Here is a 25,395-nt window from a genome sequence, read left to right as displayed (position 1 = left end):
TCACTCCTGCAGCGCGGCAGCGGGGCGGATGCGCACGGCCGCCAGGGCGTGGCGCAGCGTGGCCACCAGCGCCACCACGGCCGCCACCAGCAGGGCGGCGAGGAGCGTCCAGGGGCCGATCGGCGCGCGCTCGGCGAACCCGCCCAGCCAGCGCTGGATCGACATCCACGCGAACGGCAGTCCGAGCAGGGCCCCGGCACCGACCAGCGCCGCGAACTCGCGTACGACGAGCCGCGCGATTGCCGGGTGGCCGGCTCCGTACAGCTTGCGCAGCACGATTTCCTTCTCGCGTCGCCGCACGCTGTACGCGGCCAGCACGTAGATCCCGAAGGCGGCGATCGCCGTCGCGATCGTGCTCGCTGCCGCCAGCAGCCCGGCCAGACGCAGGTCGCCGGCATAGAAGATATTGGACATCACCGTCGACACGCGCGTGACGTCCAACTCCTCGTTGGGGAAGTAGCGGGGCCACAGCGCCAGGATGGCGCGCCTGACCGTGTCGACGTCGCCGCTGCAGCGTACCGTGAATGCGCCGACGTGGTCATTCAGGAAGAACACGCTCGGCTGCTGGCCGTCGCGCGCCGAGCGCTGGCGCAGGTCGGGCGCCACGCCCACGACCTGCGTCGGCCGGCCGTTCGCGTAGTTGGTCACCATCTGCCCGACCGCGTCACGCGCCGTGGGAAAGCCRAGCTGGCGCGCCGCCGCCGCATTGATCACCATGCGGTCGTCGTCATTGATCCTGTCGAGCTCCGCCGAGTACAGGCGACCGGCCACCGACTTGACGCCGTAGACGTCGAAGAATTCCGGGGTGACGTTGTACGAGTTGATGTCGGTGGTCGTGCCGCCGGCGCGGCGCAGGGTCACGGTACTGTGACCGACGCTGAATGGCACGAGTGAAGCCGCCACGCCGGCCACGCCCGGCAGGCGCGCGATGGCATCGCGCAGGGCGCGCGTGCGCGGATCGCTCAGGTCGTTATCGACAGCGAACAACAGCAGCGGCGCGGGATCGAAGCCCGGATCGAGCGTACTGGCGTAATGCGTCTGCCAGGCGACGGCGAGCGTGGTGGCGGTCAGGCCGATGGCGACACCGAACTGCAGCGTGGTCAGCGCACGCCGCAGCCATAGGCCGCGCGCGGTTTCTCCGCTGCCGCGCCCGGCCAGGGCGGCGCTGGCGCGCACGCGCAGCGCGGACCAGGTCGGCCAGGCACCGGTGGCCAGGCCGAGCAGCACGCCCAGTGCCAGCGTCGTCGCCAGTGCGGCCGGGCTGAACATGCCGTCCAGCCTGCGCCGTACCAGGTCGGAAAATACCGGCAACAGCAGCCAGGCCAGCAGCAGGCCCAGCGTCGTCGCAACCACGCAGACCAGCACCGACTCGGCCAGGAACTGGCGCGCCACGGCCTGCGCGGACGCGCCCAGCACCTTGCGCACGGCGATCTCGCGCTGGCGCGCCAGTGTGCGCACGGTGGCCAGGTTGACGTAGTTGGTCGCGGCCAGCAACAGTACCAGCACGGCCACGGCGCCCAGGCCGATCACGCTTTGCCGGTCGCCGTGCGGCCCGAAGATGACGTTCAGGTCGGGCGCCAGATACACGTCGGCAATCGGCTGGAGGCGATAATCGATCAGGTCACGCCCGCCCAGTGCCGCCACCTGCTGGGCATGGTCACGCTGCACGAGCGGCGACGCGCGCAGGCCACGGCGCACCGCGTCCAGTACCGCGCCGGGATCGGCACCGGGCAGCAGCTTGACGTAGATGCGGCCGGGCGTGAAGCCCCAGTTAGCGGCGGAGTAGTCGCTCGCACCGGGCGGCAGGACCGCGCTGCCCATGCCGGCCAGGGCGTGGAACGGCATCGTGGTAGCGGGTGGGTTGGCCAGGACAGCCGCCACCACATAAGTCTGGTGGTCGCCCTGCAGTGTCCGGTCGACCACGTCGAGGCGCCCGAACAGCTTCAGGGCGGTGTCCGCGCTTAGCGCCAGCGCCTCCCGCCGGGTGAGGGCGGCATGCAGGTTGCCCGCCAGGACGCGCGGCGCGAACATCTTTTCGAAGTCGGGATCGACCAGCGCGACGCCGATCCCCAGGACCCGGTCGCCCACGCGCACACTGGGGTTCCGGTAGAGGAAGGCGGTGGCGAGCACCGGCTGGCCGCTCGCCAGCACCGCGTCGCGTGCGGGCATGCTGGCGGCGCTGTCCCATGCGTTGCCGCGCAGGGCCACGTTCCACCGTTCCTCCAGCTGGAACACGCGTTCGCGTTCGGGCACGTGCTCGTCGTACGAAAACGAATGGCGCACGAAACCGAGCAGCAGGAAGCACACGGCGATGCCGACCGCCAGGCCGAGCACCACCACCGTGGAATACGCCGGCTCCTTGACGAGAAAGCGCCAGCCGATGCGGAAATCGCGCAGGTTCATCGCGGCCGTCTCACGCCGCCTGCAGCGCGTCGACGACGACGCGGCCGTCGAGCAGGCGCAGGGTGCGCGTCGCCTGCGCCGCGTGCGTGGGCGAGTGCGTGACCATCACGACGGTCGTGCCCTCGGCATTGATGGTGCGCAGCAGGCGCATCACGTCGTTGCCGTGCGCCGTGTCGAGGTTGCCGGTCGGTTCGTCGGCCAGCAACATGGCGGGTCCGGCCACGAGGGCGCGCGCGATCGCCACGCGCTGCTGCTGGCCGCCCGAGAGCTGCGACGGCCGGTGCCCGGCGCGGTGCGCCACGCCCAGCCGCTCGAGCATGTCGCGCACGCGCCGGCGGCGCTCGGCCGCGGGCGTGCCGGTGTATTCGAGCGCGAGTTCGACGTTCTCGAACACGCTCAATTCCTCGATCAGGTTGAAGCTCTGGAAGATGAAGCCGATCTTCCCGCGCCGCAGGGCATTCAGCTTCGCCTCGCTCCAGCCGGCCACGTTGCGCCCTTCGAACCAGTATTCGCCGGACGTCGGCACGTCGAGCAGGCCGAGGACCGACAGCAGCGTGGACTTGCCGCAGCCGGACGGCCCGGTGATGGCCACGTATTCGCCGGCGGCGATCTCGAGGTCGATGCGGTCGAGGGCCGTGGTGCGGACCTCGCCCGCCGTGTGGATCTTGCTGACGCCTGATAGTCTGAGCATGCGCTGTTCCTGTCGATAGACGTCGATGTTGGCGGATGTCGGGGTCTTTCGTCAATACGGTCGCTGCCTGACGGCGGCTGCATGATGTGTGGATTCATGGCTTGCGAATAAATGTGGAAATCTTGTTCAGCACGGTCGGAGCGATCGTCTCTTCAATATCTCCATATTCGGCATCGCTGCCCGTCTTCGCCGTCTGGAACAGGTGATTCGCTGAAGGAACGACTGCAGACTCGACACGTTTGTTTCCGCCTTCGGATAACGCGACGGCAATTCCTGACAAACTCTGCACCGGAACCTGGTGGTCCAGGCTACCATTCAGCGCCAGGACTGGACAGCGCACCCGACGCCAGTCTGGTCGAGGATCAGCCATCAGGATAACGCGCAGGAACGGCTGCGCTGCCATGTCCAGCGACAGCGTTCCCCTGTTCATTTCATATTTCGCAATTAAGTTCTTGTCCGTCTCCGGCAAAGCATCCTGATATGCCTTCAGCGCAGCGACACGGGCTACGTTATCTGGCTCGGCAATCACGGTTTGATAAAAGCCGCGCACATAGCGCATCAGCCTTGTGATGTCTTCCGGCGAGGCGTTTCGGTCTTTTGCCGCCTGCTCGTCCTGTAGCAGCATAAGATCCGTACCAGGCAGGCCGACGCCGCCCAGCGATACGAGAAAGTCGATGGATCGGCTTTTTGATGCCGTGACGGCAGCCGCAATTTGCGCTCCTTCGCTATGTCCAATCAGACCCAGGCGGCCAAATTCATGGCGTGCCTTCAATGCATCGACCACGGCGGCCAGGTCATCACGCAACTGGGATTGGGTATGATGTTCATAATCCCCGGTCGAGCGCGATATACCTCGCTTGTCGTAGCGAAGCACGGCGATGCCCTGGCGAAGCAAATGGTCTGCCAGTACGGCAAAGACACGATGCCCGGCAACCTCCTCGTCGCGCGTTTCGGGCCCCGAGCCATGTACCAGGACGACCAGGTCCGGCTTGATGACGCCCTTTGGAATCGACAGAGTCGCCCCGAGCATCACGCTGTCTGCGGCCGGTATGGCAATCGTCCGTTCGGTATAGGGGAAAGGTCCGACTGGATCCTGAGGTCGTGCCCTGTGCGGAAAGGCGCTTACCCGCTTGAGTTCAAGAGGGAAGCTGGCGCCGCCCTGGTGCCACTCGGCCTTGAACGATGTCCCCGCCCAGGTGACGGTCATGTCGCCAAAGGGCAGCGTGATCTGCGCTGTGTCGCCTTGTTCCTTTATGTGTATGACCGGGATGTCATAAGCACCTTGATCGGGACTCGCAAAACTTGCCCATGCGGACCCGTCTGCCCGCTTGAATAATTCCATCCCGCTTTTGAGTACCCGACCGTCGGGCAAGGCGAGATCCCCCATCCAGTAACCCGGGTGGTCTGCCACGACGCCTGCGTGGACAACTGGTTCGAGTGCCACGAGTAGAGCAAGGGCACAAAGTGCCTGATTGAGTAATTTCATGAAAGTCCGCTTGTTAGTGTGAAGTTGATTCATTCGCGCAGCGCGAGAGCCGGGCGGATGCGCACCGCCGCCAGCGCGTGGCGCAGGGTGGCCACCAGCGCCACCACGGCCGCCACCAGCAGGGCGGCGACGAGCGTCCACCCTCCGATCGGCGCGCGCTCGGCGAAACCACCCAGCCAGCGCTGGATCGCCACCCACGCGAACGGCAGGCCGAGCAGGGCGCCGGCGCCGACCAGCGCCGCGAACTCGCGTGCCACCAGCCGCGCGATCGCCGCGTGGCCGGCCCCGTACAGCTTGCGCAGCACGATTTCCTTCTCGCGCCGGCGTACGCTGTAGGCCGCCAATACGTAGATGCCGAAGGCGGCGATCGCGGTCGCGATCGCGCTCGCTGCCGCCAGCAGCCCGGCCAGGCGCAGGTCGTCGGCATAGAAGATGTCGGTGACCAGTGCCGACAGGCGCACGACGTCCACGGACTCGTTGGGGAAGTAGCGCGGCCACAGGGCCTCGATGGCGCGTCTGACCGAATCGATGTCGCCGCTGCAGCGTACCGTGAACCCGCCCACGCGGTCGCGCAGGAAGAACACGCTTGGCTGCTGGCCGTCGCGCGCCGACCTTTGGCGCAGGTCCGGGGCCACGCCCACGATCCGCATCGGCTTGTCGCCTCCCGCGCCGTTGGTCAGCATCTGCCCGACCGCCTCGCGCGGCGAAGGAAAACCGAGCTGGCGCGCGGCCGCCGCATTGATCACCACGCGGTCGTTATCGTTGAACTTGTCGAGCGCGGGTGAATACAGGCGTCCGGCCACCGGCTTGACCCCGTAGACGTCGAAGAATTCGGGGCTGGTGGCATACAGGTTGAGGTCGGTGGCCGTGCCGCCGGCGCGGCGCAGCGTGACGATGTTGTGGCCGACGCTGAACGGCAGGTGCGACACCGCCACGCCGGCCACGCCGGGCAGGCGCGCGACGGCGTCGCGCAGGGCGCGCGTGCGCGGATCGCGCATGTCATTCTCTGCCGGGAACATCAGCAGCGGCGCGGCGTCGAAGCCGGGATCGAGCGTACTGGCGTAGCGTGTCTGCCAGGCGACGGCGAGCGTGGTGGCGGTCAGGCCGATGGCGACCCCGAACTGCAGCGTGGTCAGCGCGCGCCGGATCCACACCCCGCGCGTGGTCTCGGCGCCGCCGCGTCCGGCCAGGGCGGCGGTGGCGCGCACGCGCAGCGCCGACCAGGTCGGCCAGGCGCCGGCGGCCAGGCCGAGCAGCACGCCCAGCGCCAGCGTTGCCGCCAGCGTGGCTGGGCTGAACATGCTGTCCAGCTTGCGCTGCACCAGGTCGGAAAATATCGGCAGCAGCAGCCAGGCCAGTAGCAGGCCGAGGACGCTCGCGAGCACGCAGACCAGCACCGACTCGGCCAGGAACTGGCGTGCCACGGCCTGCGCGGAGGCGCCCAGCACCTTGCGTACGGCGATCTCGCGCTGGCGCGCCAGCGTGCGCACGGTGGCCAGGTTGACGTAGTTGGTCGCGGCCAGCAGCAGTACCAGCACGGCCACGGCCCCCAGGCCGATCACGCCCTGGCGGTTGCCGTGCGGTGCGAGGACGTCGTTCAGATCGGGCGCGAGATACACGTCGGTGATCGGCTGGAGGCGATAATCGATCAGGTCGCGCCCGCCCAGCGCCGCCACCTGCTGGGCGTAGTCACGCTGAACGAACGGCGATGCGCGCAGGCCGCGCCGCAGGGCGTCTACCACTGCGCCGGGATCGGCGCCCGGCAGCAGCTTGAGGTAGACCCTGCCGGGCGAAAAGCCCCAGGTGCCGGCGGCGAACCTGCGTGCATCGTCAGGCATGATCACGCTGCCCGTGCCGGCCAGCGCCTCGAACGGCATCGTGGTGGCGGCGGGCGGGTTGGCGAGGATGGCCGCCACCACATAAGTCCGGTGGTCACCCTGCAGCGTCCGGCCGACCACGTCGATGCGCCCGAACACCTTCAGGGCGGTGTCCGCGGTCAGCGCCAGCGCCTCCGGCCGGGTGAGGGCGGCGCGCAGGTCGCCCGCGAGGACGCGCGGCGCGAAGATTTTCTCGAAGTCGGGATCGACCAGCGCGACGCCGAAGGCATGGACCCGGTCGCCCACGCGCACATTGATGCCGCGGTCGAGAAAGGCGGTGGCGAGCACCGGCTGGCCGCTCGCCAGCGCGGCGTCGCGTGCAGGCAGGCTGGCGGTGCTGCCCCATCCGTTGCCAAGCAGGGCCAGGTTCCAGCGCTCCTGCAACTGGACCACGCGCTCGCGCCCGGGCACGTGCTCGTCGTAGGAAAACGAGTGGCGGACGAAGCCAAGGAGCAGGAAGCATACGGCGATGCCGACCGCCAGGCCGAGCACCACCACCGCGGAATACGCCGGCTCCTTGACGAGAAGGCGCCAGCCGATGCGGAAATCGCGCAGGTTCATCGCGGCCTCCTCATGCCGCCTGCAGCGCGTCGACGACGATGCGGCCGTCGAGCAGGCGCAAGGTGCGCGAAGCCTGCGCCGCGTGCGCGGGCGAGTGCGTGACCATCACGACGGTCGTGCCCTCGGCATTGATGTTGCGCAGCAGGCGCATGACTTCATTGCCATGCGCCGTGTCGAGGTTGCCGGTCGGCTCGTCGGCCAGCAGCATGGCCGGCCCGGCCACCAGGGCACGCGCGATCGCCACGCGCTGCTGCTGCCCGCCCGAGAGCTGCGATGGCCGGTGCCCCGCGCGGTGCGCCACGCCCAGCCGATCGAGCATGTCGCGCACGCGCCGGCGGCGCTCGGCCGCGCGCGTGCCCGTGTATTCGAGCGCGAGTTCGACGTTTTCGAACACGCTCAATTCCTCGATCAGGTTGAAGCTCTGGAAGATGAAACCGATTTTCCCGCGCCGCAGCGCATTCAGCTTCGCCTCGCTCCAGCCGGCCACGTCGCGGCCGTCGAACCAGTATTCGCCGGACGTCGGCACGTCGAGCAGGCCGAGGACCGACAGCAGCGTGGACTTGCCGCAGCCGGACGGCCCGGTGATGGCCACGTATTCGCCGGCGGCGATCTCGAGGTCGATGCGGTCGAGGGCCGTGGTGCGGACCTCGCCCGCGGTATGGATCTTGCTGACGCCTGATAGTCTGAGCATGTCGTCGTTCCGTTGGTTGATGTGGATGTTGGAGGGTGTTGGGTCACTTCGTCAATTCCAGCCGCTCGGCCTTGCCGAATGCCGTGTAGCCGGACACGACCACGGCCTCCCCTGCAGCCAGGCCGGACAGCACCTCGACCTGGGTGTCGTTGCGGCGCCCGAGCCGCACGGTGCGCCGGCCCGCGTGGCGGCCATCCGGCGCCATCACGAACACCCAGGCGCCGCCCCCGTCGTTGGCGTAGGTGCCCTGGGGCAGCAGCAGGGCCCGGACCGGCTCGCCCAGGGTCAGTCGCGCGTCCAGGCTCTGGCCCGGGCTGATGACGGGCGGCTGCCCGCCCGTGAAGATCATTTCGACGGTGAAGCGGCCGTCCTTGATCTGCGGGTAGATCGTGGAAACGCGCAGCGGATACGCGTGGCCGTCCTGGACCACCTGGCCCGGCCGCCCGACCGCGACCCGGCTGAGATAGAACTCATCGACCTGCGCGGAGAGCTTGAAGCGCACGGGATCGTCGATGCGGCCGATGCGCTGGTCGGGGCGCACCGTTTCGCCCACCAGCAACCGGAAATCGGTCAGCACGCCGGCGGCCGGGGCGCGCACGCTGAGGGCGTCGACGGTCGCGTTTACGAGCTTCAGGCCTGCCTGCAAGCCCGCGATCACGCCTTCGATCTGCTGCAGGACGCGCCGGCGCACCTGTTCCTCGGTGGCGCTGCCATGCCGTTCGTCATCCAGCAGGCGGCGCTGCTGCGCCRGCTTGTCGGCGGAATCTTCCAGCGCGGACGCCGACAAAAAGCCGCGCGCCGCCAGGCCGGCGTTGCGCGCATGCTGCTTGCGGGCCTGCTCCAGCGCGAATTCCAGGTCCGCCAGCCGGCGCTGGTGGTCGGTCCGACTGGCTTCCTGGGCCACGCGCAGGTTGGCGAGGTTCGAGATCTGCTGCGCGTATTCGGTCTGGCGCGCCAGCAGCTCCAGGTGGCGCTGCGGGTTCGACAGGCGGAACAGCAGGTCGCCCTTCGCCACGCGCTGGCCGTCGTGCGCGATCACTTCCTCGACGCGCCCGGATTCGACCGAGTCGAGCACGATGGCGCTGAACGGCTCGGCGCTGGCGCGCACGACGATCTCGTCGCGGAACACGCCCGGCGCCACACGGGCGATGCGCACGTCACGCGCGGCCACCTGCAGCCCGTGCGGCAACGCCTGCCAGGCTGCGCTGGCCGCCAGTGTGACGGCGGCCAGCAATGCGGCGGCGCGTACGGCCGACCGGCCGCGCCGGACGGGTACGCGCACGTCCATGGCGGCACCGGTGACGAGTTGGGGAGGGATGCGATCCATGGTGGGGTCGGGGTTGGTCATGCCGGTACGCTTTGCAAGCGCCGTGCCACGCGGGTTTTGCCTGCTCCGGCGCGGGTTTTGCCGCGAGACTGTCCGGAACCGGACAGGTGCCGGTGTGCGTTTCCGGACAGGTGACCGCCGCGCAATGCAAGGCCGCCATGCGCACTGCTAGAATGGCACGCTGATCCATCCCGACAATACCCGATGGCCGATTCCAGTGCCCGACTCCTGATCCTCGACGACGACCGCGACGTCGCCTGTGCCGCGCAAATGCTGCTGCGCCGCCGCCATGGCGCGGTCGTCACGCTCGACGATCCGGCGCAGCTGGAGGCATTGCTGGCGGACGGCATGCCGGATGTCGTCCTGCTCGACCTGAACTTCACCCCGGGCCGCGTCGATGGGGCCGAGGGCCTGGCCGTGCTCGATCGCCTGCGCACGCTGGCGCGGCCGCCGGCCGTGATCGCGCTGACCGCATATGCCGACGTGCCGCTCGCGGTCGAGGCGTTGAAGCGCGGTGCCGTCGACTTCATCACCAAGCCCTGGGACAACGCGCGCCTGGCCGCCGCCGTCGATGCCGCGCTGGCACGCCGCGCGGCCGCGAACGTACCTGGCGCGTCGGCCCTGATGGGCGAGTCGGCGCCGATGCGCGAGGTCAAGGCCACGATCGCGGGCGTGGCGCCAACCGAGGCCAACGTCATGGTGCTGGGCGAGAACGGGGTCGGCAAGGAGCTGGTGGCGCGTGCCATCCACCAGGCGTCGCGCCGTGCCGCCGGCACTTTCCTCGCCGTGGACATGGGCGCGCTGCCCGAAACGACGTTCGAGAGCGAGTTGTTCGGCCATCGCAAGGGCGCGTTCACCGACGCGAAAAGCGATCGCGCCGGCCGGTTCCAGTCGGCGCGTGGCGGCACACTGTTCCTCGACGAGATCGGCAACATGCCGCTGCCCGCGCAGGCCAAGCTGCTGACGGCGCTCGAACGCAGGGAAGTCACGCCGATCGGCGCCGACCGCCCCGAGCCGGTCGACGTGCGCATCGTGAGCGCGACCAATCTCGCGGAGGACCGCCTGTTCGATCCGGCCGTGTTCCGTGCGGACCTGTTGTTCCGTCTGAACACCATCGTGATCCGCGTGCCGCCGCTGCGCGCGCGGCGCGACGATATTGCCGGGCTGCTGCACCACTATCTGTCGCTGTATGAGGGCCAATATCAGCGACCGGTACGCGAGCTGGCGCCGGCCGCGCTGGAGCGCCTGTGTGCCTGGGCGTGGCCGGGCAACGTGCGCGCGTTGCGCCACGCATGCGAACGCGCCGTCATTCTCGGCGTCGGCGCCGAGTACCGCTACGAGGATTTCGGCCTCGCGCCGGCCGCGCCCGAGCTCCCATCGGCACTTCCATCCGCGCGCGTGGAGACGGACCTGGACTTCAGGCTCGGTGCGCTCGAGCGCGATACCATCGCCGCCGCGCTCGACAAGGCGAGGGGCAACATCAGCCAGGCCGCGCGCATGCTGGGCGTCAGCCGTGCCGCGTTGTACCGGAAGCTGGGCAAGCATGGCATCTGAAGCGCGTCTGAAGGCCATTGGGCTGCTGGCGGCGGCGGGCCTGGCGGCGCTGGGGTTCGCCGCCGGCCGCGCGGGCGATGGGCTGCGCGTCGTCGTGCTGTGCGGCCTGGCCGCGCTGGTGCCGGCGCTGGTCCTGTGGCGCAGCATGACAGCGCTGGCCACGGCACGCCAGGTATCGGCGGCCGCGCCGCGTGCCGTGCTGAACGTCGAACAGAAAAAACTGGTCGACAATGCCCTGGCCCTGGAAGCGCGCCTGGAACACGCACCGGTCGCGCTGTTCGGCATCGAAGGCGGCGACGGGGACGAGTACGGCCGCGTGCTGCCGTTGAACGCGAGCGCCCGCAAGCTGGTCGCCCCGGGCCGCGCCAGCGATGCCGCCGCCCTGTACCGCCAGCTGGCCGGCCAGTCGTATGGCGACCGCACGCTGCTGCAATTCGAGACCGAGCGCGGCACCGAGCGCGCGCTGGCGACGGTGTCCGTGCTGACCCTGCACGGCCGCCCGCAACGACTCGCCGCCCTGATGCCGGTCGAGAGCGAACTGGAAGCCGAGACCCTGAACGCCTGGCGCAAGCTGGTGCACGTGCTCACGCACGAGATCATGAATTCGCTGACACCCGTGGCGTCGCTGTCGCGCACCGCACGCGACCTGGTCGAGGAAGCGCGTCCCGCGCTGCCGGCCGACGTGGCGGCTGACCTGGCCACGGCGCTCGACGCCATCGGCCGCCGCGCCGACAGCCTGGCCGATTTCGTCGCCAGTTACCGCAGCCTGTCGAACGTGCCGGTGGCGCAGCCGGAACGGGTGGCGCTGGCCGCCGTGTTCGCGCGGCTGGATGCGCTGGTGGGCCCGGCCTGGCGCGCGCGGGGCGGCGCGGTGGAGTTTGCGGTGGAGCCGGCGTCGCTGGAACTGATGGTCGATCCGGGACAGCTCGAGCAGGTCCTGATCAATCTGCTCAAGAACGCGTTCGAGGCCACGGGGCCGGGCGGGCGCGCGCGCGTCGGCGCCCGCCTGGCGCGTGGCGCCCGCCTGCGCATCGAGGTGGACGACGATGGTCCCGGCGTGCCGGACGCGCTGGTCGCGCACATCTTCACGCCCTTCTTTACAACGCGGAAACTGGGCGGTGGCATCGGCCTGGCGATGGTGCGTCAATTAGTGCATGGCAATGGTGGCACGGTGCGCTACGCGCGTCCGGTGAGCCGCGGGGCGCGCTTCGTCATCACGTTCTGAACCGTTCTTCCAGTTGCAACGAAATTCGGTTATTGCGCACCGGTGCTGCTGACGCCGGTGCCGGAACCGTCGACGGCCCTGCTGCTTCTGGCAGGCATGCCGGTGCTGCTGTGGCGCCGCCAGCGGGCACGTCCCTGACCCGTGGCGACAGCAAAACTGGGAAACTGCTATTGTGGGTCTCCGGCTGTGCCGGCCAGGTGGGCCTTGCGTACCTGTCCGGGTTCGCCCAGCCGCGGCCTCGCCATCGCTGACTCGGAGAAATGCCATGACCACGATGGAAACGGCAGACGCGCACGCCATCGAGAACCTTACACCGCGTCAGCGCGTCTTCGCCATCGTGGGCGCCTCGTCCGGCAACCTGGTCGAATGGTTCGACTTCTACATCTATTCGTTCTGCGCGCTGTATTTTTCGTCGGCCTTTTTCCCGAAAGGAAATCCCACCACCCAGCTGCTGAACACGGCCGGCATCTTCGCCGCCGGCTTCCTGATGCGGCCGATCGGCGGCTGGCTGTTCGGCCGCGTCGCCGACCGCTACGGCCGGCGCAACGCGATGATGATTTCCGTGCTCATGATGTGCGGCGGCTCGCTGATGATCGCCGCGCTGCCGACGTATGCGAGCATCGGCACGGCGGCGCCGGCGCTGCTGCTGGTGGCGCGCCTGTTCCAGGGCCTGTCGGTGGGCGGGGAATACGGCACCAGCGCCACCTACATGAGCGAGGTGGCCGAGCCGGGCCGCAAGGGTTTTTTTGCATCGTTCCAGTACGTGACCCTGATCGGCGGCCAGCTGGCAGCCCTGCTCGTGCTGGGCGTCCTGCAACTATTCCTTTCGCACGACGAACTGAAAGCCTGGGGCTGGCGCATCCCGTTCGTCGTCGGCGCGCTTGCTGCCCTCGTGTCGCTGTACCTGCGCCGCTCGCTGCACGAGACGACGACGGCCTCCGGGCGCAAGAGCGAGGCCGCGGGCAGTGTCGCTTCCCTGCTGCGCCACCACCGGCGCGCCTTCGTCACCGTGCTCGGTTTCACGGCGGGCGGCTCGCTGATCTTCTATGCGTTCACCACGTACATGCAGAAATACCTCGTCAATACGGCCGGCATGAGCACCGAGACGGCGAGCCGGATCATGACGGTCTGCCTGCTGGTCTACATGCTGCTGCAGCCGGCGTTCGGTGCGCTGTCCGATCGCATCGGACGACGCACGTCGATGATCTGGTTCGGGCTGCTTTCCGCCGTGTTCACGACGCCGATCATGATGGCGCTGCGCAACGTGACGAGTCCGCTGACGGCCGGCGCGCTGATCATCTGCGCGCTGGCGATCATCAGCCTGTACACGTCGATCGGCGGCCTGATCAAGGCGGAGATGTTCCCCGTCGAGGTGCGTGCGCTGGGCGTGGGCCTGTCGTACGCCGTCGCCAACGCGATCTTTGGCGGTTCGGCGGAATACGTGGCGCTGTGGTTCAAGCAGGCCGGCCACGAGCCGTATTTCTACTGGTACGTGAGCGTGATGTGCGCGCTGGCCTGCCTCGTCGCGATCCGCATGCCCGATCCGACGAAATCCGGCCTGCTCAAATGACGGCGGCCGGGCGCAGCATGTCGATGTGCGGGATGCCGTCCTCGTCGTACGGTGCCGACACCGTGCGAAAGCCGAAGCCGGCATAAAAGGCTTCCAGGTGGGCCTGTGCGCCGATGCGGATCGCGTGGCCCGGGTGCAGCCGCTCGGCGCAGGCGATGCCTTGCGCGACCAGTTCGCGTCCCAGGCCCGTGCCGCGCGCGGAGGGGCTCGTGACGACGCGGCCCAGCGACATCTCGTCGTATTTCACGCCCGGCGCCAGGCAGCGCAGGGTGGCCGCGAGTTTCCGCTTGCCGTCGACGGTGCGCCAGCCGAGCAGGTGGTGCGCGTCCGGGTCGAGGCCGTCGATGTCCGGGTACAGACACGTCTGCTCCAGCACGAACACCTGCTGGCGCAGCGCCAGCATCTCGTACAGGTCCGCCACCGCGAGGCCGGCGAAGCTGCTCCACTGCCATTCGATCATGGTTCGAAACCTTCGAGCACGTTGACCACGTTGATGCCCAGCTCGGGCACGACCGAGCCGCCTTCGAACACGAAAACGGTCGGCAGGCCGAGGTAGCCGATGCGCTCGCCGATGCGCAGGAAATCGCCGCTCGACAGGCCGAAGTGCGAACGCGGGTCGCCGCTGAAACCGTCGACGCCGAGCGAGACGACGAGCGCCTGCGGGGCGAACGCGGCCATCCGGATGCACGCGGTCTCCAGCGCGGCGAACCACTGTGTCGCGCCGGTCCCGCGCGGCAAGGGTATGTTCAGGTTACAGCCCGTGCCCGCGCCGGCGCCCGTCTCGTCCGCGTGGCCGCTGTAATAGGGATAGTCGGCGCGCGGATCGGCGTGGAGGGAGATGAACAACACGTCCCGGCGTTGATAAAAAATGTCTTGCGTGCCGTTGCCGTGGTGGTAGTCGATATCGAGGATGGCCACGCGCTGCAGGCCGTCGTCGAGCAGGTGCTGGGCTGCCAGCGCCGCGTTGTTCAGGAAGCAGAAGCCGCCGAAATAATCGGCGCCCGCATGGTGGCCGGGTGGACGCGTGAGGGCGAACGTGCCGCGTTCGCCCAGGCGCAGCGCGTGCGCGGCATTGATCGCGCAGTCGGCGCCCGTCCTGGCCGCTGTCCACGTTCCGGCCGTCAGCGGCGTGTCGGCGTCGAAGGCGTACAGGCCCAGGCGGCCCGTAAAACTGTCCGGTTCGACGTCGCGGCGCATGCCCTGCACGGGCCACGCGGATGGCAGCGGATCGCGTTCGGCGTTGGCCGGGTCGAGTGCGAGCCACTCGCTCCACGCACTGCGCAGGAAGTGCAGGTAGCGCGGCGTGTGGATACGTTCCAGCGACGTCAGCGGCACACCGTGCGGCGTGACGATGCGCCCGAGTCCGCGCCGCGTGAATTCGTCCGCGACGACGTCGATGCGCTCGGGCCGCTCCGATGCCGGATCGCTTGCGAAACTGCCGTCGTGCTGCGTATGGTGTTCGTTGAAAAAGGTGAGCAAGAGAGCCTCGGGCGGAGGCGTGACGCCCGGGCAGGCGGTGCGAACCGCTTGCCCGGCGATGTCGAAGCCTGGGTTAGCTGTTACGGCACAGTGTACTACTGTTGTACGCTGCCACGAAATCGTCGAACGACCCCGTGTCGGTCGCCTCGATCTGCGCCTGCTCGGCCAGCGACGCCTGGGCCATCTCGTCGAACAGCGCCGTCTCGGCCGGCATCAGCGGCTCGGCGCGAAAGGCCTGCGCGTGCAGCTCGCTCTGGCGCAGGCCGAATGTCGCGAAGGAGCCGAGCGTGCGCACTTCCTGCAGCACGCGCGCGGACGGCGTCTTGTCCGGATCGAGCACCTTGGCCTTTTGCGCGTCCAGGGCGTCGATGTGCGCGCCCTTGTAATTGTGTTCGTGGTCCAGCAGTTCGGCGACGGGGCGGATGCGTTCCAGCAGGTCTTCCGCCCAATCCTTGAGCAGCACGTCGTGGTCGTTGCGCGTGAGGGTCAGGTCCGGACGGCGGCCTTCCTTCACGGTGCGTGCGAAGTTGCGCGCGTGGACCTGACCTTCCATCGCGTTGATCATGGGGCTCTCTTCGAGGGCGCAGAACAGCAGGAAGGCGTCCAGGAAGCGGCCCGTCTCGAGCGCGATGCCGACCGGTTCGAACGGATCGACGTCCAGGCAGCGCACCTCGATGTATTGCACGCCGCGGTTGCACAGCGCCTGCACCGGACGCTCGCCCGTGCGGATCACGCGCTTCGGGCGGATCGTTGAATAGTATTCGTTCTCGATCTGCAGGATGTTGGTGGACAGCTGGACCCACTCGCCATCCTTCTTCGTGCCGATTTCCGCATACGGCGGATACGGGCGCTGGACGGCGTCCATCAGCGACGTCACATAGCTTTCCAGGCTGTTCTCGTGCGGGCGCAGGCCGGACTGGGCATCGTTCTGGTAACCGAGGTCGCTCATGCGCAGGCTCGTCGCATACGGCAGATACAACGTGTCGTCCGACAGCGTCTCGAGGTTGTGCGGGCGGCCGCGCAGGAAGCCTTTCGACAGCGCGGGCGAGGCGCCGAACAGATACATCAGGAGCCAGCTGTAGCGGCGGAAGTTGCGGATCGTCGCGATATAGCTTTCGGACTGGAAGTCGCGCAGGGCGTTGCGGCGCTCTTCCGCGATGCCTTCGTGCTGCGCCAGCAGCTTCCAGAGTTCTTCCGGCAGCGAATAATTGTAGTGGATGCCCGCGATGCATTGCATGGCCTTGCCGTAGCGCAGCGCCAGGCCGCGCCGGTACACGTGCTTGAGCATGCCGATGTTCGACTTGCCGTACCAGGCGATCTCGATCTCTTCCTCCGACGGCAGCTCGCAGGGCATCGACTGGCTCCACAGCATCTCGCCGTCCAGCTTTGCATAGGCGAAGCGGTGGACCGCGTCCAGGCGGTGCAGGGCCAGCGCGATGTCGTGTTCGGCCGGCGTGATGAATTCGAGCAGCGCTTCCGCGTAATCCGTCGTGATCTGCGGATGGGTCAGGGCCGAGCCGAGCCGGATCGGATGCGGCGTCCGGGCCAGGTGGCCCTGGTTGTCGACGCGCAAAGTCTCGCGCTCGATGCCGCGCAGGCCTTGCAGCAGCAGGCCGCGGTGGGCATCGTCGTCCAGCAGGGCCAGGCGGCGGGTCAGTTGGTTCGACACGAGATTTCCTTTCGTATACTGCCTTGAGACGCAGAGAGTAACCGAAAACGGCCAAGCGCGCCGGGCCCCCCGCAATATGACTTTCCGGTTACTGGAACAGGGCCGGTTCCGCCGCAGCAGCAGCGGGAGCGGGTGCCGGCGCCGCGTTCTGCGCGACGATCCAGCGGTCGACGCGCCGCTCCAGCAGGTCCAGAGGCAGGGCGCCGTTTTCCAGCATGGCGTCGTGGAAGGCACGTATGTCGAAGCGCGCACCCAGTGCCGCCTGCGCCCGGGCCAGCAGCGCGACGATGCGCAGCTGGCCGATTTTATAGGCCAGTGCCTGGCCCGGCTGGGCGATCATGCGGTCGACTTCGACCTCGTTGTCGGCCGGGGGATTGGCCGTATTCGCGTTCAGGTAGTCGATGGCCTGCTGGCGCGACCAGTTCAGCGCGTGGATGCCCGTGTCGACCACGAGCCGGGCCGCGCGCAGCTGCTCGTCGGCCAGGCGGCCGAACTGCGAGAACGGGTCGCGTAACAGGCCCAGCTCCGCGCCCAGGCCCTCCGCGTACAACGCCCAGCCCTCGCCGAACGCGGGATACCAGGCATGGCGGCGGAATGCCGGCAGGCCGTCGATGGCGTGGGCGCGCGCGACCTGCAGGTGGTGGCCGGGGACGCCCTCGTGCAGGGCGAGCGTCTCGACTTCCCACAGCGGCCGTGTGTCCAGGCGGCTCGTGTTGACGGCGAGGGCCGCGGTGCGTCCTTGTGTGCCGGCTTCGTAATAGGCGCCGCCCTGCGTATCGGCGCTTGCCTGCTGCACGGGTTTGACGGCCAGCTCTTCCTCGGGAATGACGCCGAACAGCGTCGGCAGCTGCGCAACCACGCGCGCGATCGTGCGCCGGTAGCGCTCCAGCAGCGCGTCGGCGCTGGTCGGGAACAGGCGCGGATCGCTGCGCACGAAGGCGATGAATTGCGGATAGCTGCCCTTGAAGCCGGTACGGGTTGCCGTCGTCTCCATTTCGGTGCGGATGCGCGCGACTTCCTTCATCCCCAGCGCGTGGATCTCGGCCGGCGTCAGCGCCGTCGTCGTCGCGGCCTTCACGAGGTACCCATACCAGGCCGCGCCGTCGGGCAGGCTGGAGGCGCCGATGGTCGTGCGCGCGGCCGGCAGGTATTCGGTGCGCACGAAGTCGTCCAGCTTTTGCAGCGCCGCGCCGGCCGTGCGCAGGGCGGCGGCGCCGTCCGCGGCGAGCTTCGTGCGCGTCTCTTCGGGGATGGTGGCGGGCAGGYGCTGGAACGGCGCGCCGAGCGCCCCGTCCGGCAGGTGTTCGCGCATGGCGCGCAGCTGCGCGGGCAGGCCGGCCATGATGGCCTTCGGCGCCGTCCAGCCGGTGCGCATCCCTTCGCGCATCTGTTCGATGATGCCGTCGACGTGGTTGGGCAGGGCTTTGATGCGCGCGATGTAGTTGCGGTAGTCGTCTTCCGTAAAGAAGGGCATCTGCGCGACCAGTTGCGGGAAGCGGATCTGCAGGCCATCCTGGGCGCTGATGGGTTGCGGGTCGAAGGCGACGAACGCGGCGCGCGCGAGGATGCGTTCCTGGTCGGCGGTGAACACGTCCCAGGACAGCCGGTCCTGGCCGGTCAGTTGCGCGCGGTCGATCTGGCGCGCGAGGTCGAGCATGCGGCGCGCGTGGTCGCCGACGGCGGCGCTGGCGGCGAGCGACGTGTCGGACAGTTGTCCAGCGTAGCGGTCGTCGCCGACGCTGGTGGCAAATTCGGGCTGGTGCTTGAGGCGCCATTGCCAGTCGCGCTCGAACAGGGCACGCGCCTGTTCGGCGGCGCCGGCCGGCGTTCCGGCCACGTCCGCCGCGAGTGCAACCAGGGGGCCCAGCAGGATCAGGGTCGCGAAAAGTCGACGCATGATGTGGCTCCGGGTGGTGGACCCGGAATTGTAACAAAGCGAGCGTGGACGCCGCGCCGCGCTGTCAATCCCGAACCGTCAATGCCCGAACCGGCCGCCGCTGACCCGTTCGATGCCGGCCAGGTMCTGCCAGCTCTGCACCTCGGTGAATCCGGCGTCCGCCAGCAGCGTGCGCACGTCCGCCGCCTGGTCGTAGCCGTGTTCGAGCAGCAGCCAGCCGCCGGGCACCAGGTGGCGCGGGCCGCCGTTGACGATGGTGCGCAGCGCGGACAGGCCGTCCGCATGGTCGGTCAGCGCGCCGACCGGCTCGAAGCGCAGGTCGCCCTGGGCAAGATGATCGTCGCCGGCCGCGATATAGGGTGGGTTGGAGGCGATGACGTCGAAGATTTCTCCCGCATCGAGTGCATCGAACCAGCTGCTGTGCAGGAAGCGCACGCGCGCGCCGTTGGCGGCCGCATTGGCCTGCGCCACAGCCAGCGCATCCGGGCTGACGTCCAGCGCGGTGACGGCGGCGTCGGGCCGGGTGTGCGCGACGGCGACGGCGATCGCGCCGCTGCCGGTGCCCATGTCGAGCAGGCCGGGTGCATCCTGTGGGAGGCGTGCCAGCGCCAGTTCGACGATCAGTTCCGTGTCCGGACGGGGAATCAGCACGGCGGGGCCGACCTGGAAATCGAGGCCGAAGAATTCACGCCGGCCGACGATGTAGGCGATCGGTTCGCCGCGCAGCCGGCGCGCCACGAGGTCGGCCAGGCGTGCCGCCTCGTCGGACGACAGCGGGCGGTCGCCCTGCGTGATCAGCTGGACGCGGGTCAGGCCCGTCGCGTGGCACAGCAGGATGCGGTTTTCCAGCGGATCGAGCGGCAGGCCGGCCTGCACCGCCGCGATGCTGGTGCCGGGCAGGATGGTCATCAACGCGCGCGCCGCACGAGGGTCCAGATGAGGGCCAGGGTGAGGATCGTGAACCAGACGGCCGACCACTGCGGCACGTTCAGGCCGAACACGGTCTCCTGCGCCGCCTCGCACAGGCCGTCGGCGCGGAACATCCACGGCAGCATGGTTGCGGTCGGGATCTTGTTGAGCGTCGTCTCCATCGGGTCGATGCCGCACGAAAAGCCCGGGTGCGCGAGCACATATAAATGCTTGCCGACGACGGCAAGGCCGCCCAGCCCGCACAGCAGCGCAAGCCCGGCACCGGCGCGGATCTTGCCCACGAGCGCACCGATCAGGCTGAAGACGGCGATGCCGAGGAACAGGTAGCGCTGAATGACGCACAGCGGGCAGGGCAGCATGTCCTTCACGTGCTGGAGGTACAGGGCGGCGCCGATCAGGGCGAGGCTGACGGCGGCAATGGCGAGCAGGAGATTGCGGGACGAGGACATGGGCTTCCTGTGGACGTTATCGAAAAAGTTATTTTCAGTCTAGCAACTTATAACCGTCTTAATTCGGGGTCAGAGCGTGCTCTGACCCCGAATGTTTGCGGACCGGCATGCGTTTGGTGGGCACAGGGGTGCCCACCCTACAGGTTGTCAGTCGCCCAGCGCGGCCAGCTGTTCCGCCTGGTGCTCGGCCGACAGGGCGCCCGTCAGCTCGCCCAGGTCGCCGTCCATGATCATGTCCAGTTTATACAGCGTCAGGTTGATGCGGTGATCGGTCAGGCGTCCCTGCGGGAAGTTATAAGTGCGGATGCGTTCGCTGCGGTCGCCCGAGCCGATCAGGCTTTTACGCGTCGCCGCTTCCTTGCTCTGCTGCTCACGCAACTGCACGTCCTTGATGCGCGCGGCCAGGACCTTCATCGCCTGCGCCTTGTTCTTGTGCTGGCTGCGGTCGTCCTGGCATTCCACGACGATGCCGGTCGGCAAGTGCGTCAGGCGGACGGCGGAATCGGTCTTGTTGATGTGCTGGCCGCCGGCGCCCGAGGCGCGGTAGGTGTCGATGCGCAGGTCGGCCGGGTTGATCTGCACGTCCTCGACCTCGTCCGCCTCCGGCATCACGGCGACGGTGCAGGCCGACGTGTGGATGCGGCCCTGCGTTTCCGTCGCCGGCACGCGCTGCACGCGGTGGCCGCCCGATTCGAATTTCAGCTTCGAATAGGCGCCCTGGCCGACGATGCGCACGATGACTTCGCGGTAGCCGCCCAGGTCGGACGGCGATTCCGACACCATCTCGACCTGCCAGCGGTTGCGTTCGGCGTAGCGGGTGTACATGCGCAGCAGGTCACCGGCGAACAGCGCGGATTCGTCGCCGCCCGTGCCGGCGCGGATTTCGAGGAAGATGTTGCGTTCGTCGTTCTCGTCCTTGGGCAGCAGCATCTTCTGCAGCTCGAGATCGAGTTCGGCCATGCGCGCCCTGGCCGCGTCGATCTCGTCCTGGGCGAAATCCTTCATGTCCGGGTCGGCGAGCATTTCCTGCGCGGCGGCGATGTCGCCCTGCGCCGTCTGGTACTGGCGATAGACGGCGACCAGCGGACTCAGCTCGGCATGTTCGCGGTTGAGCTTGCGAAAGCTGTCCATGTTCGCGGTGGCGCCTTCGGACATCAGGAGTTCGTCCAGTTCGACGAGGCGGTTGGCCAGTTGGTCCAGCTTGGCCAGCATGGATGGTTTCATAGTGTTCTTATCAGGAATAACGACGGACAAGCCGCACGGCGGCGTCAAGCATGCCGGGCGGCGCAGACGAAGGATAGCAGGCCGCTAACGGCGGCCGCGGAACAGCTGGGGCAGCAGGCTTGCCAGGCGCGCGCGTTCGTCGCCCTGGGCGCGGTGCAGGGCCTGTTGCGGGCCGTGCAGGAATTTGGCGGTGAGACCCTTCGACAGGGCGTCGAGCACCGTGTCGATGTCTTCGCCTTTCGCGAGCAGCTTGCGGGCCCGTTCCAGCTCGGCCAGGCGCATCGCTTCGCTCGATTCGTGCAGGTCGCGGATCACGGGCACGACGGCGCGGTCGCCGATCCAGTGCATGAACGACTGCACGCGCGTCTCGATGATGGCCTCGGCCTGGGCGACGGCGGCCTGGCGGCTTTCGACGCCGCTTCTCACCACCTCGGCGAGGTCGTCGACCGTGTACAGGAACACGTCGTTCAGGCGGCCGACTTCCGGTTCGATGTCGCGCGGGACCGCCAGGTCGACCATGAACATCGGACGGTGGCGGCGTGCCTTGATGGCGCGTTCGACGAGGCCCTTGCCGATCAGCGGCAGCGTGGATCCGGTGGACGAGATGACGATGTCGAATTGCGGCAGGCGCTCGGACAGGTCGGCGAGGCCGATCGCGTGGCCGTTGAAGCGCGCGGCCAGCATCTCGCCACGCACCAGCGTACGGTTGGCGATCGTGATCGACTTCGGATTGTGAGCGGCGAAGTGCGTGGCGCACAGCTCGATCATCTCGCCGGCGCCGATGAACAGCACGTTCTGCTCGCTGACGCGGTCAAAAATGCGTTCGGACAAACGCACCGCGGCGGCGGCCATCGACACGCTGTGTGCGCCGATCTCGGTGGTCGTGCGCACTTCCTTCGCCACGGCGAAGCTGCGCTGGAACAGCTGGTGCAGATAGGTGCCGAGGCCGCCCGCTTCGTCGGCGACGCGCACGGCGTCCTTCATCTGGCCCAGGATCTGCGCTTCGCCCAGCACCATCGAATCGAGGCCGGAGGCGACGCGGAACGCATGGCGCACGGCGTCATGCTGCGGCAGCATGTACAGGTGCGGACGCAGCTCGGCGAAATTCAGGTTGTGATAATTCGCGAGAAAGCGCGCGGACGCGTCGAGCGGATCGGGCGCGCAGCTCGCCGCATACATCTCGGTGCGGTTGCACGTCGAGAGCAGCGCGGCTTCGTCTTCGCCGCGCGTGTCAAATCTTGCAAACCAGCCGCGTGCCGCCTGCACCGCCGCCCCGAGCTGCTCGGGCGCCAACGCCAGTTGCTCGCGCAGCGAGACCGGTGCGGTGGTGTGATTGAGGCCGACGGCGAGCAGTTGCATGGGTGATCAAAAAATGGGCAGCGCTCCCATTATAACCCCAACCGGGGCAGGGTTTCACGCGCCCAGCTTTTCCAGCCGATAGCCGTAGCTGTAGACCGGCACGAGGCGGAACCCGTTTTCCGGACGCAGGCGCAGTTTGTTGCGTACGCGCGAAACGTGGGTGTCCATCGTGCGCGACGGGACGGCCGTCTCGCGTACCCAGATCGATTCGTGAATATATGCGCGCGACAACGGACGGCCCAGGTTGCGGAAAAACAGCAACGCCAGGTTGAATTCCTTGTGCGTGACCTCGATCTGCTCGCCGTCCATCAACAGGCGTCCCGGACGCGTTTCGAAGACGTACGGACCGAATTGCAGCTGTTCGGCGCCGTTCTGCGATGGATACGCTCGGCGCAGCAGGGCCTGCGTGCGTGCGACCAACTCGCCGCGACGCAGTGGCTTGACGAGGTAGTCGTCGGCGCCGGCCGTGACGCCAGCCACGATATCATCCTCGGCCGCGTTGCCCGCGAGGAACATCGTCGGTGTATTCGGCGCCAGCTTTTCCTTGGCACGGCGCAGCAGCTCGGCCGCCGGAACGTCGGTCACTTGCCAGTCGACGATCAGGAGGTCGGTACTGTCTTTGCGCAATTGCCCCAGTAGATCTTTACCGCTGTCATAAGCTTGACAGCTATGTCCAGCGCCGTTCAGAACTTGGCAGATGAGTTCTGCCTGGGTCGTGTCGTTGTCCAGTATGGATATTCTCATGATGTTCACGCTGTCTCGGGCTGTGGGACTGTAAAACGTTGATGTAGGAACATTCCTACAATGTCACTAAATATATCAGACTTTTAAAACGCAAAGCTATCAATGCTGCAGATAAATTCACATTTTCGTTGGGTAATTACGTCATAGTCGTGGCGGCTCAACGACAAACTCACGGTTACACTGTGACCAACCCATGGTTCAGGAGTAAATATGTTCAATAAGAGAGGGAAAGCCGAGGTGCAGGCCATGCTGCCGGTTTCCAGCGAGGACCTCGAACGCGTACGCGACCGGTGCCGCGCCCTCGTGCGCAAGCGCGCGGCCATTTCGGCAGGCGTGTCTGTGATTCCATTGCCGGGCGTAGATGTCGTGGCCGACCTGTCCAGCTTTGCCGTCATGGTGGAAGAGATCAACCAGGCGTTCGGCCTGTCGCCCGACCAGATCGACCGGCTGCAGCCGCGCATGCGCATCGCCGCCTATCAGGCCGTGGCGGCGTTGGGCGGTACGCTGGTAGGTAAAATCGTGACGAAGGAACTCGTCCTGAAACTGTTGCAGAAGTCGGGCGCCAGGCTGGCGGCCAAGTCGGCGGCGAAGATCGTGCCGCTGGCGGGGCAGGTCGCTTCGGCGGTGATCGGTTTCGCGCTATTCAGGCAGATGGGATACCAGCATATCGACGCCTGCACGCGCGTCGCGCGCGAGGTGGCGTCCGCGCCGGCGTGAGCGGGTGGGCTCCCCGAGCCCACGCGTAACGTATGCGGTTCGCTAACGTCGCGTGGGCACAGGGCGCCCACCCTACGCGTCCGGCAGAACGACGTTGACGTCAAGCACTTCCAGATTGCCCTGGCGGTCGAGGGAAATCTTGATGTCCTCGGCGTTGACCTTGGTGTACTTGGAGATCACTTCGATCAGCTCGCGGTGCAGGGCCGGCAGGAAATCCGGACCGGCGCGGCCGCCGCGTTCGCGGGCGATGATGATCTGCAGCCTTTCCTTGGCCGCTGTCGCACTTTTCTGATTCTTGGGAAATAGGAATGAAAGCAAGGGCATATCACTTTGCTCCGAACAGACGCTGCAGGAAGCCCGGCTTCTCGTAGTTGGTAAAGCGCAGCGGGATTTCGTCGCCGAGGAAGCGGGCGACGACGTCCTGGTAGGCCAGGGCCACGTCCGTGTCCTTGAAATGGATGGCAGGGTTGCCCTGGTTCGACGCGTGCAGCACGGCTTCCGATTCCGGAATGATGCCGAGCAGGGGGATGCGCAGGATTTCCTGCACGTCCTGGAACGACAGCATCTCGTCGTTTTCCACGCGGCGCGGCGAATAACGGGTGATCAACAGGTGCTCCCTGACCGGCTCGCCACCGCTCTGGGCGCGGCGCGACTTGGCCTGCAGGATGCCGAGGATGCGGTCGGAGTCACGCACCGACGACACTTCCGGATTGGTGACGATCAGCGCCTCGTCGGCGAAGGTCAGCGCCATCAGGGCGCCGTGCTCGATGCCGGCCGGCGAGTCGCAGATGATGTAGTCGAAGCCCATCTTGATGAGCTCGTTCAACACGTTTTCCACGCCTTCCTCGGTCAGCGCGTCCTTGTCGCGCGTCTGCGAGGCCGGCAGGATGAACAGGTTGTCGCAGTGCTTGTCCTTGATCAGGGCCTGGTTCAGGCTCGCTTCGCCATTGATCACGTTGATCAGATCGTACACGACGCGGCGTTCGCAGCCCATGATCAGGTCGAGGTTGCGCAGGCCGACGTCGAAGTCGATGACGACGGTCTTGTGGCCGCGCAATGCGAGGCCAGTCGAGAAGCTTGCGCTCGAAGTGGTCTTGCCCACACCGCCCTTGCCGGACGTTACAACGATAATTCTTGCCATAGAAAAATATGTGTCCTTTTCACTATCTGGTCAGTGCTGGTACGGGAGGCGCTCTAGTTGCGGGTCGCCGAACCCAGCGATGATATATCGATTCGGTCGCCGACCAAACGGATTTGTGCCGGCTGGCGCGCCACTTCCGCCGGGAAACCTTCGTCGAACGTGCGATAAACACCCGCGATCGACACCAGTTCGGGCTGCAACTGCAGCGCGAAGATGCGCGCGCCCGCATTGCCCGAGGCCCCGGCCAGTGCGCGCCCATGCAGCGGCGCATACACGTGGATGCTGCCGTCGGCGATGAGCTCGGCGCCATTGTTCACGACGGCGGTCACGATCAGGTCGGTACCGCGCGCGTAGATGCGCTGGCCGGCGCGCACGGGCGTGTCGACGATCATCGCCTGGAC

Annotated in this window: 23 protein-coding genes; 5 read left to right on the top strand and 18 right to left on the bottom strand. The window is 67.5% G+C overall.

The features are described from left to right. The 6 genes from AC1DYX_RS01330 to AC1DYX_RS01305 form a co-directional block, all read right to left on the bottom strand. Positions 1-2,403, bottom strand: a complete 2,403-nt coding sequence (locus AC1DYX_RS01330; protein ID WP_477255507.1) for an ABC transporter permease — start codon at positions 2,401-2,403, stop codon at positions 1-3. Positions 2,404-2,413: 10 nt separating this feature from the next. Further along, positions 2,414-3,094 carry an ABC transporter ATP-binding protein gene (locus AC1DYX_RS01325; protein ID WP_477255505.1) on the bottom strand — a complete coding sequence of 227 codons (681 nt, stop codon included), beginning with the start codon at positions 3,092-3,094 and terminating at the stop codon, positions 2,414-2,416. A 94-nt stretch (positions 3,095-3,188) separates the two neighbouring features. After that, the gene (locus AC1DYX_RS01320) at positions 3,189-4,580 is read right to left on the bottom strand and encodes an alpha/beta hydrolase family protein (protein ID WP_477255503.1); all 1,392 of its coding nucleotides are present in this window, start codon (positions 4,578-4,580) and stop codon (positions 3,189-3,191) included. 29 nt (positions 4,581-4,609) lie between these two features. Next, a complete protein-coding gene (locus AC1DYX_RS01315) occupies positions 4,610-7,018 on the bottom strand; it encodes an ABC transporter permease (RefSeq protein WP_477255501.1) in 2,409 nt (802 codons plus the stop codon). A 10-nt stretch (positions 7,019-7,028) separates the two neighbouring features. Continuing rightward, positions 7,029-7,709, bottom strand: coding sequence for an ABC transporter ATP-binding protein (locus AC1DYX_RS01310; RefSeq protein WP_477255499.1), 681 nt, complete (start codon positions 7,707-7,709; stop codon positions 7,029-7,031). A 43-nt stretch (positions 7,710-7,752) separates the two neighbouring features. Then, positions 7,753-9,036, bottom strand: coding sequence for an efflux RND transporter periplasmic adaptor subunit (locus tag AC1DYX_RS01305; protein ID WP_477255497.1), 1,284 nt, complete (start codon positions 9,034-9,036; stop codon positions 7,753-7,755). 204 nt (positions 9,037-9,240) lie between these two features. Here AC1DYX_RS01305 and AC1DYX_RS01300 point away from each other — a divergent pair, with 204 nt between their 5' ends. The 4 genes from AC1DYX_RS01300 to AC1DYX_RS01285 all read left to right on the top strand — a co-directional run bounded on the left by AC1DYX_RS01300 (position 9,241) and on the right by AC1DYX_RS01285 (position 13,385). After that, on the top strand, positions 9,241-10,590 hold the full coding sequence (locus AC1DYX_RS01300) for a sigma-54-dependent transcriptional regulator (RefSeq protein ID WP_477255495.1): 1,350 nt from the start codon (positions 9,241-9,243) through the stop codon (positions 10,588-10,590). After that, positions 10,580-11,815 (top strand): sensor histidine kinase, encoded by a 1,236-nt coding sequence (locus AC1DYX_RS01295; RefSeq protein WP_477255493.1) that lies wholly within the window; start codon positions 10,580-10,582, stop codon positions 11,813-11,815. Before AC1DYX_RS01300 ends, AC1DYX_RS01295 begins: the two co-directional genes overlap by 11 nt. Before the next feature lie 42 nt (positions 11,816-11,857). Continuing rightward, the gene (locus tag AC1DYX_RS01290; protein ID WP_477255491.1) at positions 11,858-11,953 is read left to right on the top strand and encodes a PEP-CTERM sorting domain-containing protein; all 96 of its coding nucleotides are present in this window, start codon (positions 11,858-11,860) and stop codon (positions 11,951-11,953) included. 136 nt (positions 11,954-12,089) lie between these two features. Beyond that, a complete protein-coding gene (locus AC1DYX_RS01285) occupies positions 12,090-13,385 on the top strand; it encodes an MFS family transporter (protein ID WP_477255564.1) in 1,296 nt (431 codons plus the stop codon). On the opposite strand, the gene AC1DYX_RS01280 is transcribed toward AC1DYX_RS01285, so the two are convergent. The 9 genes from AC1DYX_RS01280 to AC1DYX_RS01240 all read right to left on the bottom strand — a co-directional run bounded on the left by AC1DYX_RS01280 (position 13,378) and on the right by AC1DYX_RS01240 (position 23,136). After that, positions 13,378-13,845, bottom strand: coding sequence for a GNAT family N-acetyltransferase (locus AC1DYX_RS01280; protein WP_477255489.1), 468 nt, complete (start codon positions 13,843-13,845; stop codon positions 13,378-13,380). The genes AC1DYX_RS01285 and AC1DYX_RS01280 overlap by 8 nt on opposite strands. Continuing rightward, positions 13,842-14,864, bottom strand: a complete 1,023-nt coding sequence (locus AC1DYX_RS01275) for a histone deacetylase family protein (protein ID WP_477255487.1) — start codon at positions 14,862-14,864, stop codon at positions 13,842-13,844. Before AC1DYX_RS01275 ends, AC1DYX_RS01280 begins: the two co-directional genes overlap by 4 nt. A gap of 73 nt (positions 14,865-14,937) precedes the next feature. After that, the gene (gene gshA, locus AC1DYX_RS01270) at positions 14,938-16,533 is read right to left on the bottom strand and encodes a glutamate--cysteine ligase (RefSeq protein WP_477255485.1); all 1,596 of its coding nucleotides are present in this window, start codon (positions 16,531-16,533) and stop codon (positions 14,938-14,940) included. Between the two features lie 88 nt (positions 16,534-16,621). Beyond that, positions 16,622-18,430, bottom strand: a complete 1,809-nt coding sequence (locus AC1DYX_RS01265) for a DUF885 domain-containing protein (RefSeq protein WP_477255483.1) — start codon at positions 18,428-18,430, stop codon at positions 16,622-16,624. A gap of 78 nt (positions 18,431-18,508) precedes the next feature. Continuing rightward, positions 18,509-19,339 (bottom strand): peptide chain release factor N(5)-glutamine methyltransferase, encoded by an 831-nt coding sequence (prmC, locus tag AC1DYX_RS01260; protein ID WP_477255481.1) that lies wholly within the window; start codon positions 19,337-19,339, stop codon positions 18,509-18,511. Continuing rightward, positions 19,339-19,809: a disulfide bond formation protein B gene (locus AC1DYX_RS01255; RefSeq protein ID WP_477255479.1), complete on the bottom strand. Its 471-nt coding sequence runs from the start codon at positions 19,807-19,809 to the stop codon at positions 19,339-19,341. The genes prmC and AC1DYX_RS01255 overlap by 1 nt, the downstream gene beginning before the upstream one ends. A 147-nt stretch (positions 19,810-19,956) precedes the next feature. Continuing rightward, positions 19,957-21,033, bottom strand: coding sequence for a peptide chain release factor 1 (gene prfA / locus AC1DYX_RS01250; protein WP_477255477.1), 1,077 nt, complete (start codon positions 21,031-21,033; stop codon positions 19,957-19,959). 84 nt (positions 21,034-21,117) lie between these two features. After that, positions 21,118-22,392 (bottom strand): glutamyl-tRNA reductase, encoded by a 1,275-nt coding sequence (gene hemA / locus AC1DYX_RS01245; RefSeq protein ID WP_477255475.1) that lies wholly within the window; start codon positions 22,390-22,392, stop codon positions 21,118-21,120. A gap of 54 nt (positions 22,393-22,446) precedes the next feature. After that, positions 22,447-23,136 carry a response regulator transcription factor gene (locus AC1DYX_RS01240; RefSeq protein ID WP_477255473.1) on the bottom strand — a complete coding sequence of 230 codons (690 nt, stop codon included), beginning with the start codon at positions 23,134-23,136 and terminating at the stop codon, positions 22,447-22,449. Between the two features lie 210 nt (positions 23,137-23,346). On the opposite strand from AC1DYX_RS01240, the gene AC1DYX_RS01235 reads away from it, so the two are divergent. Then, positions 23,347-23,853: a DUF697 domain-containing protein gene (locus AC1DYX_RS01235; RefSeq protein WP_477255471.1), complete on the top strand. Its 507-nt coding sequence runs from the start codon at positions 23,347-23,349 to the stop codon at positions 23,851-23,853. Between the two features lie 72 nt (positions 23,854-23,925). Here AC1DYX_RS01235 and minE read toward each other — a convergent pair whose 3' ends face one another. The 3 genes from minE to minC form a co-directional block, all read right to left on the bottom strand. Further along, on the bottom strand, positions 23,926-24,177 hold the full coding sequence (minE, locus tag AC1DYX_RS01230; protein ID WP_477255469.1) for a cell division topological specificity factor MinE: 252 nt from the start codon (positions 24,175-24,177) through the stop codon (positions 23,926-23,928). Position 24,178: 1 nt separating this feature from the next. Further along, positions 24,179-24,994, bottom strand: a complete 816-nt coding sequence (gene minD, locus AC1DYX_RS01225) for a septum site-determining protein MinD (RefSeq protein WP_477255467.1) — start codon at positions 24,992-24,994, stop codon at positions 24,179-24,181. A gap of 53 nt (positions 24,995-25,047) precedes the next feature. Next, on the bottom strand, positions 25,048-25,395 hold a 348-nt coding region (minC, locus tag AC1DYX_RS01220), incomplete at its 5' end, for a septum site-determining protein MinC (protein WP_477255465.1).

The organism is Massilia sp. P2_C2 (assembly GCF_056404615.1).
The sequence above is the reverse complement of the archived record's forward strand: the minus strand, read 5'-3'. Positions and strand labels throughout refer to the sequence as shown.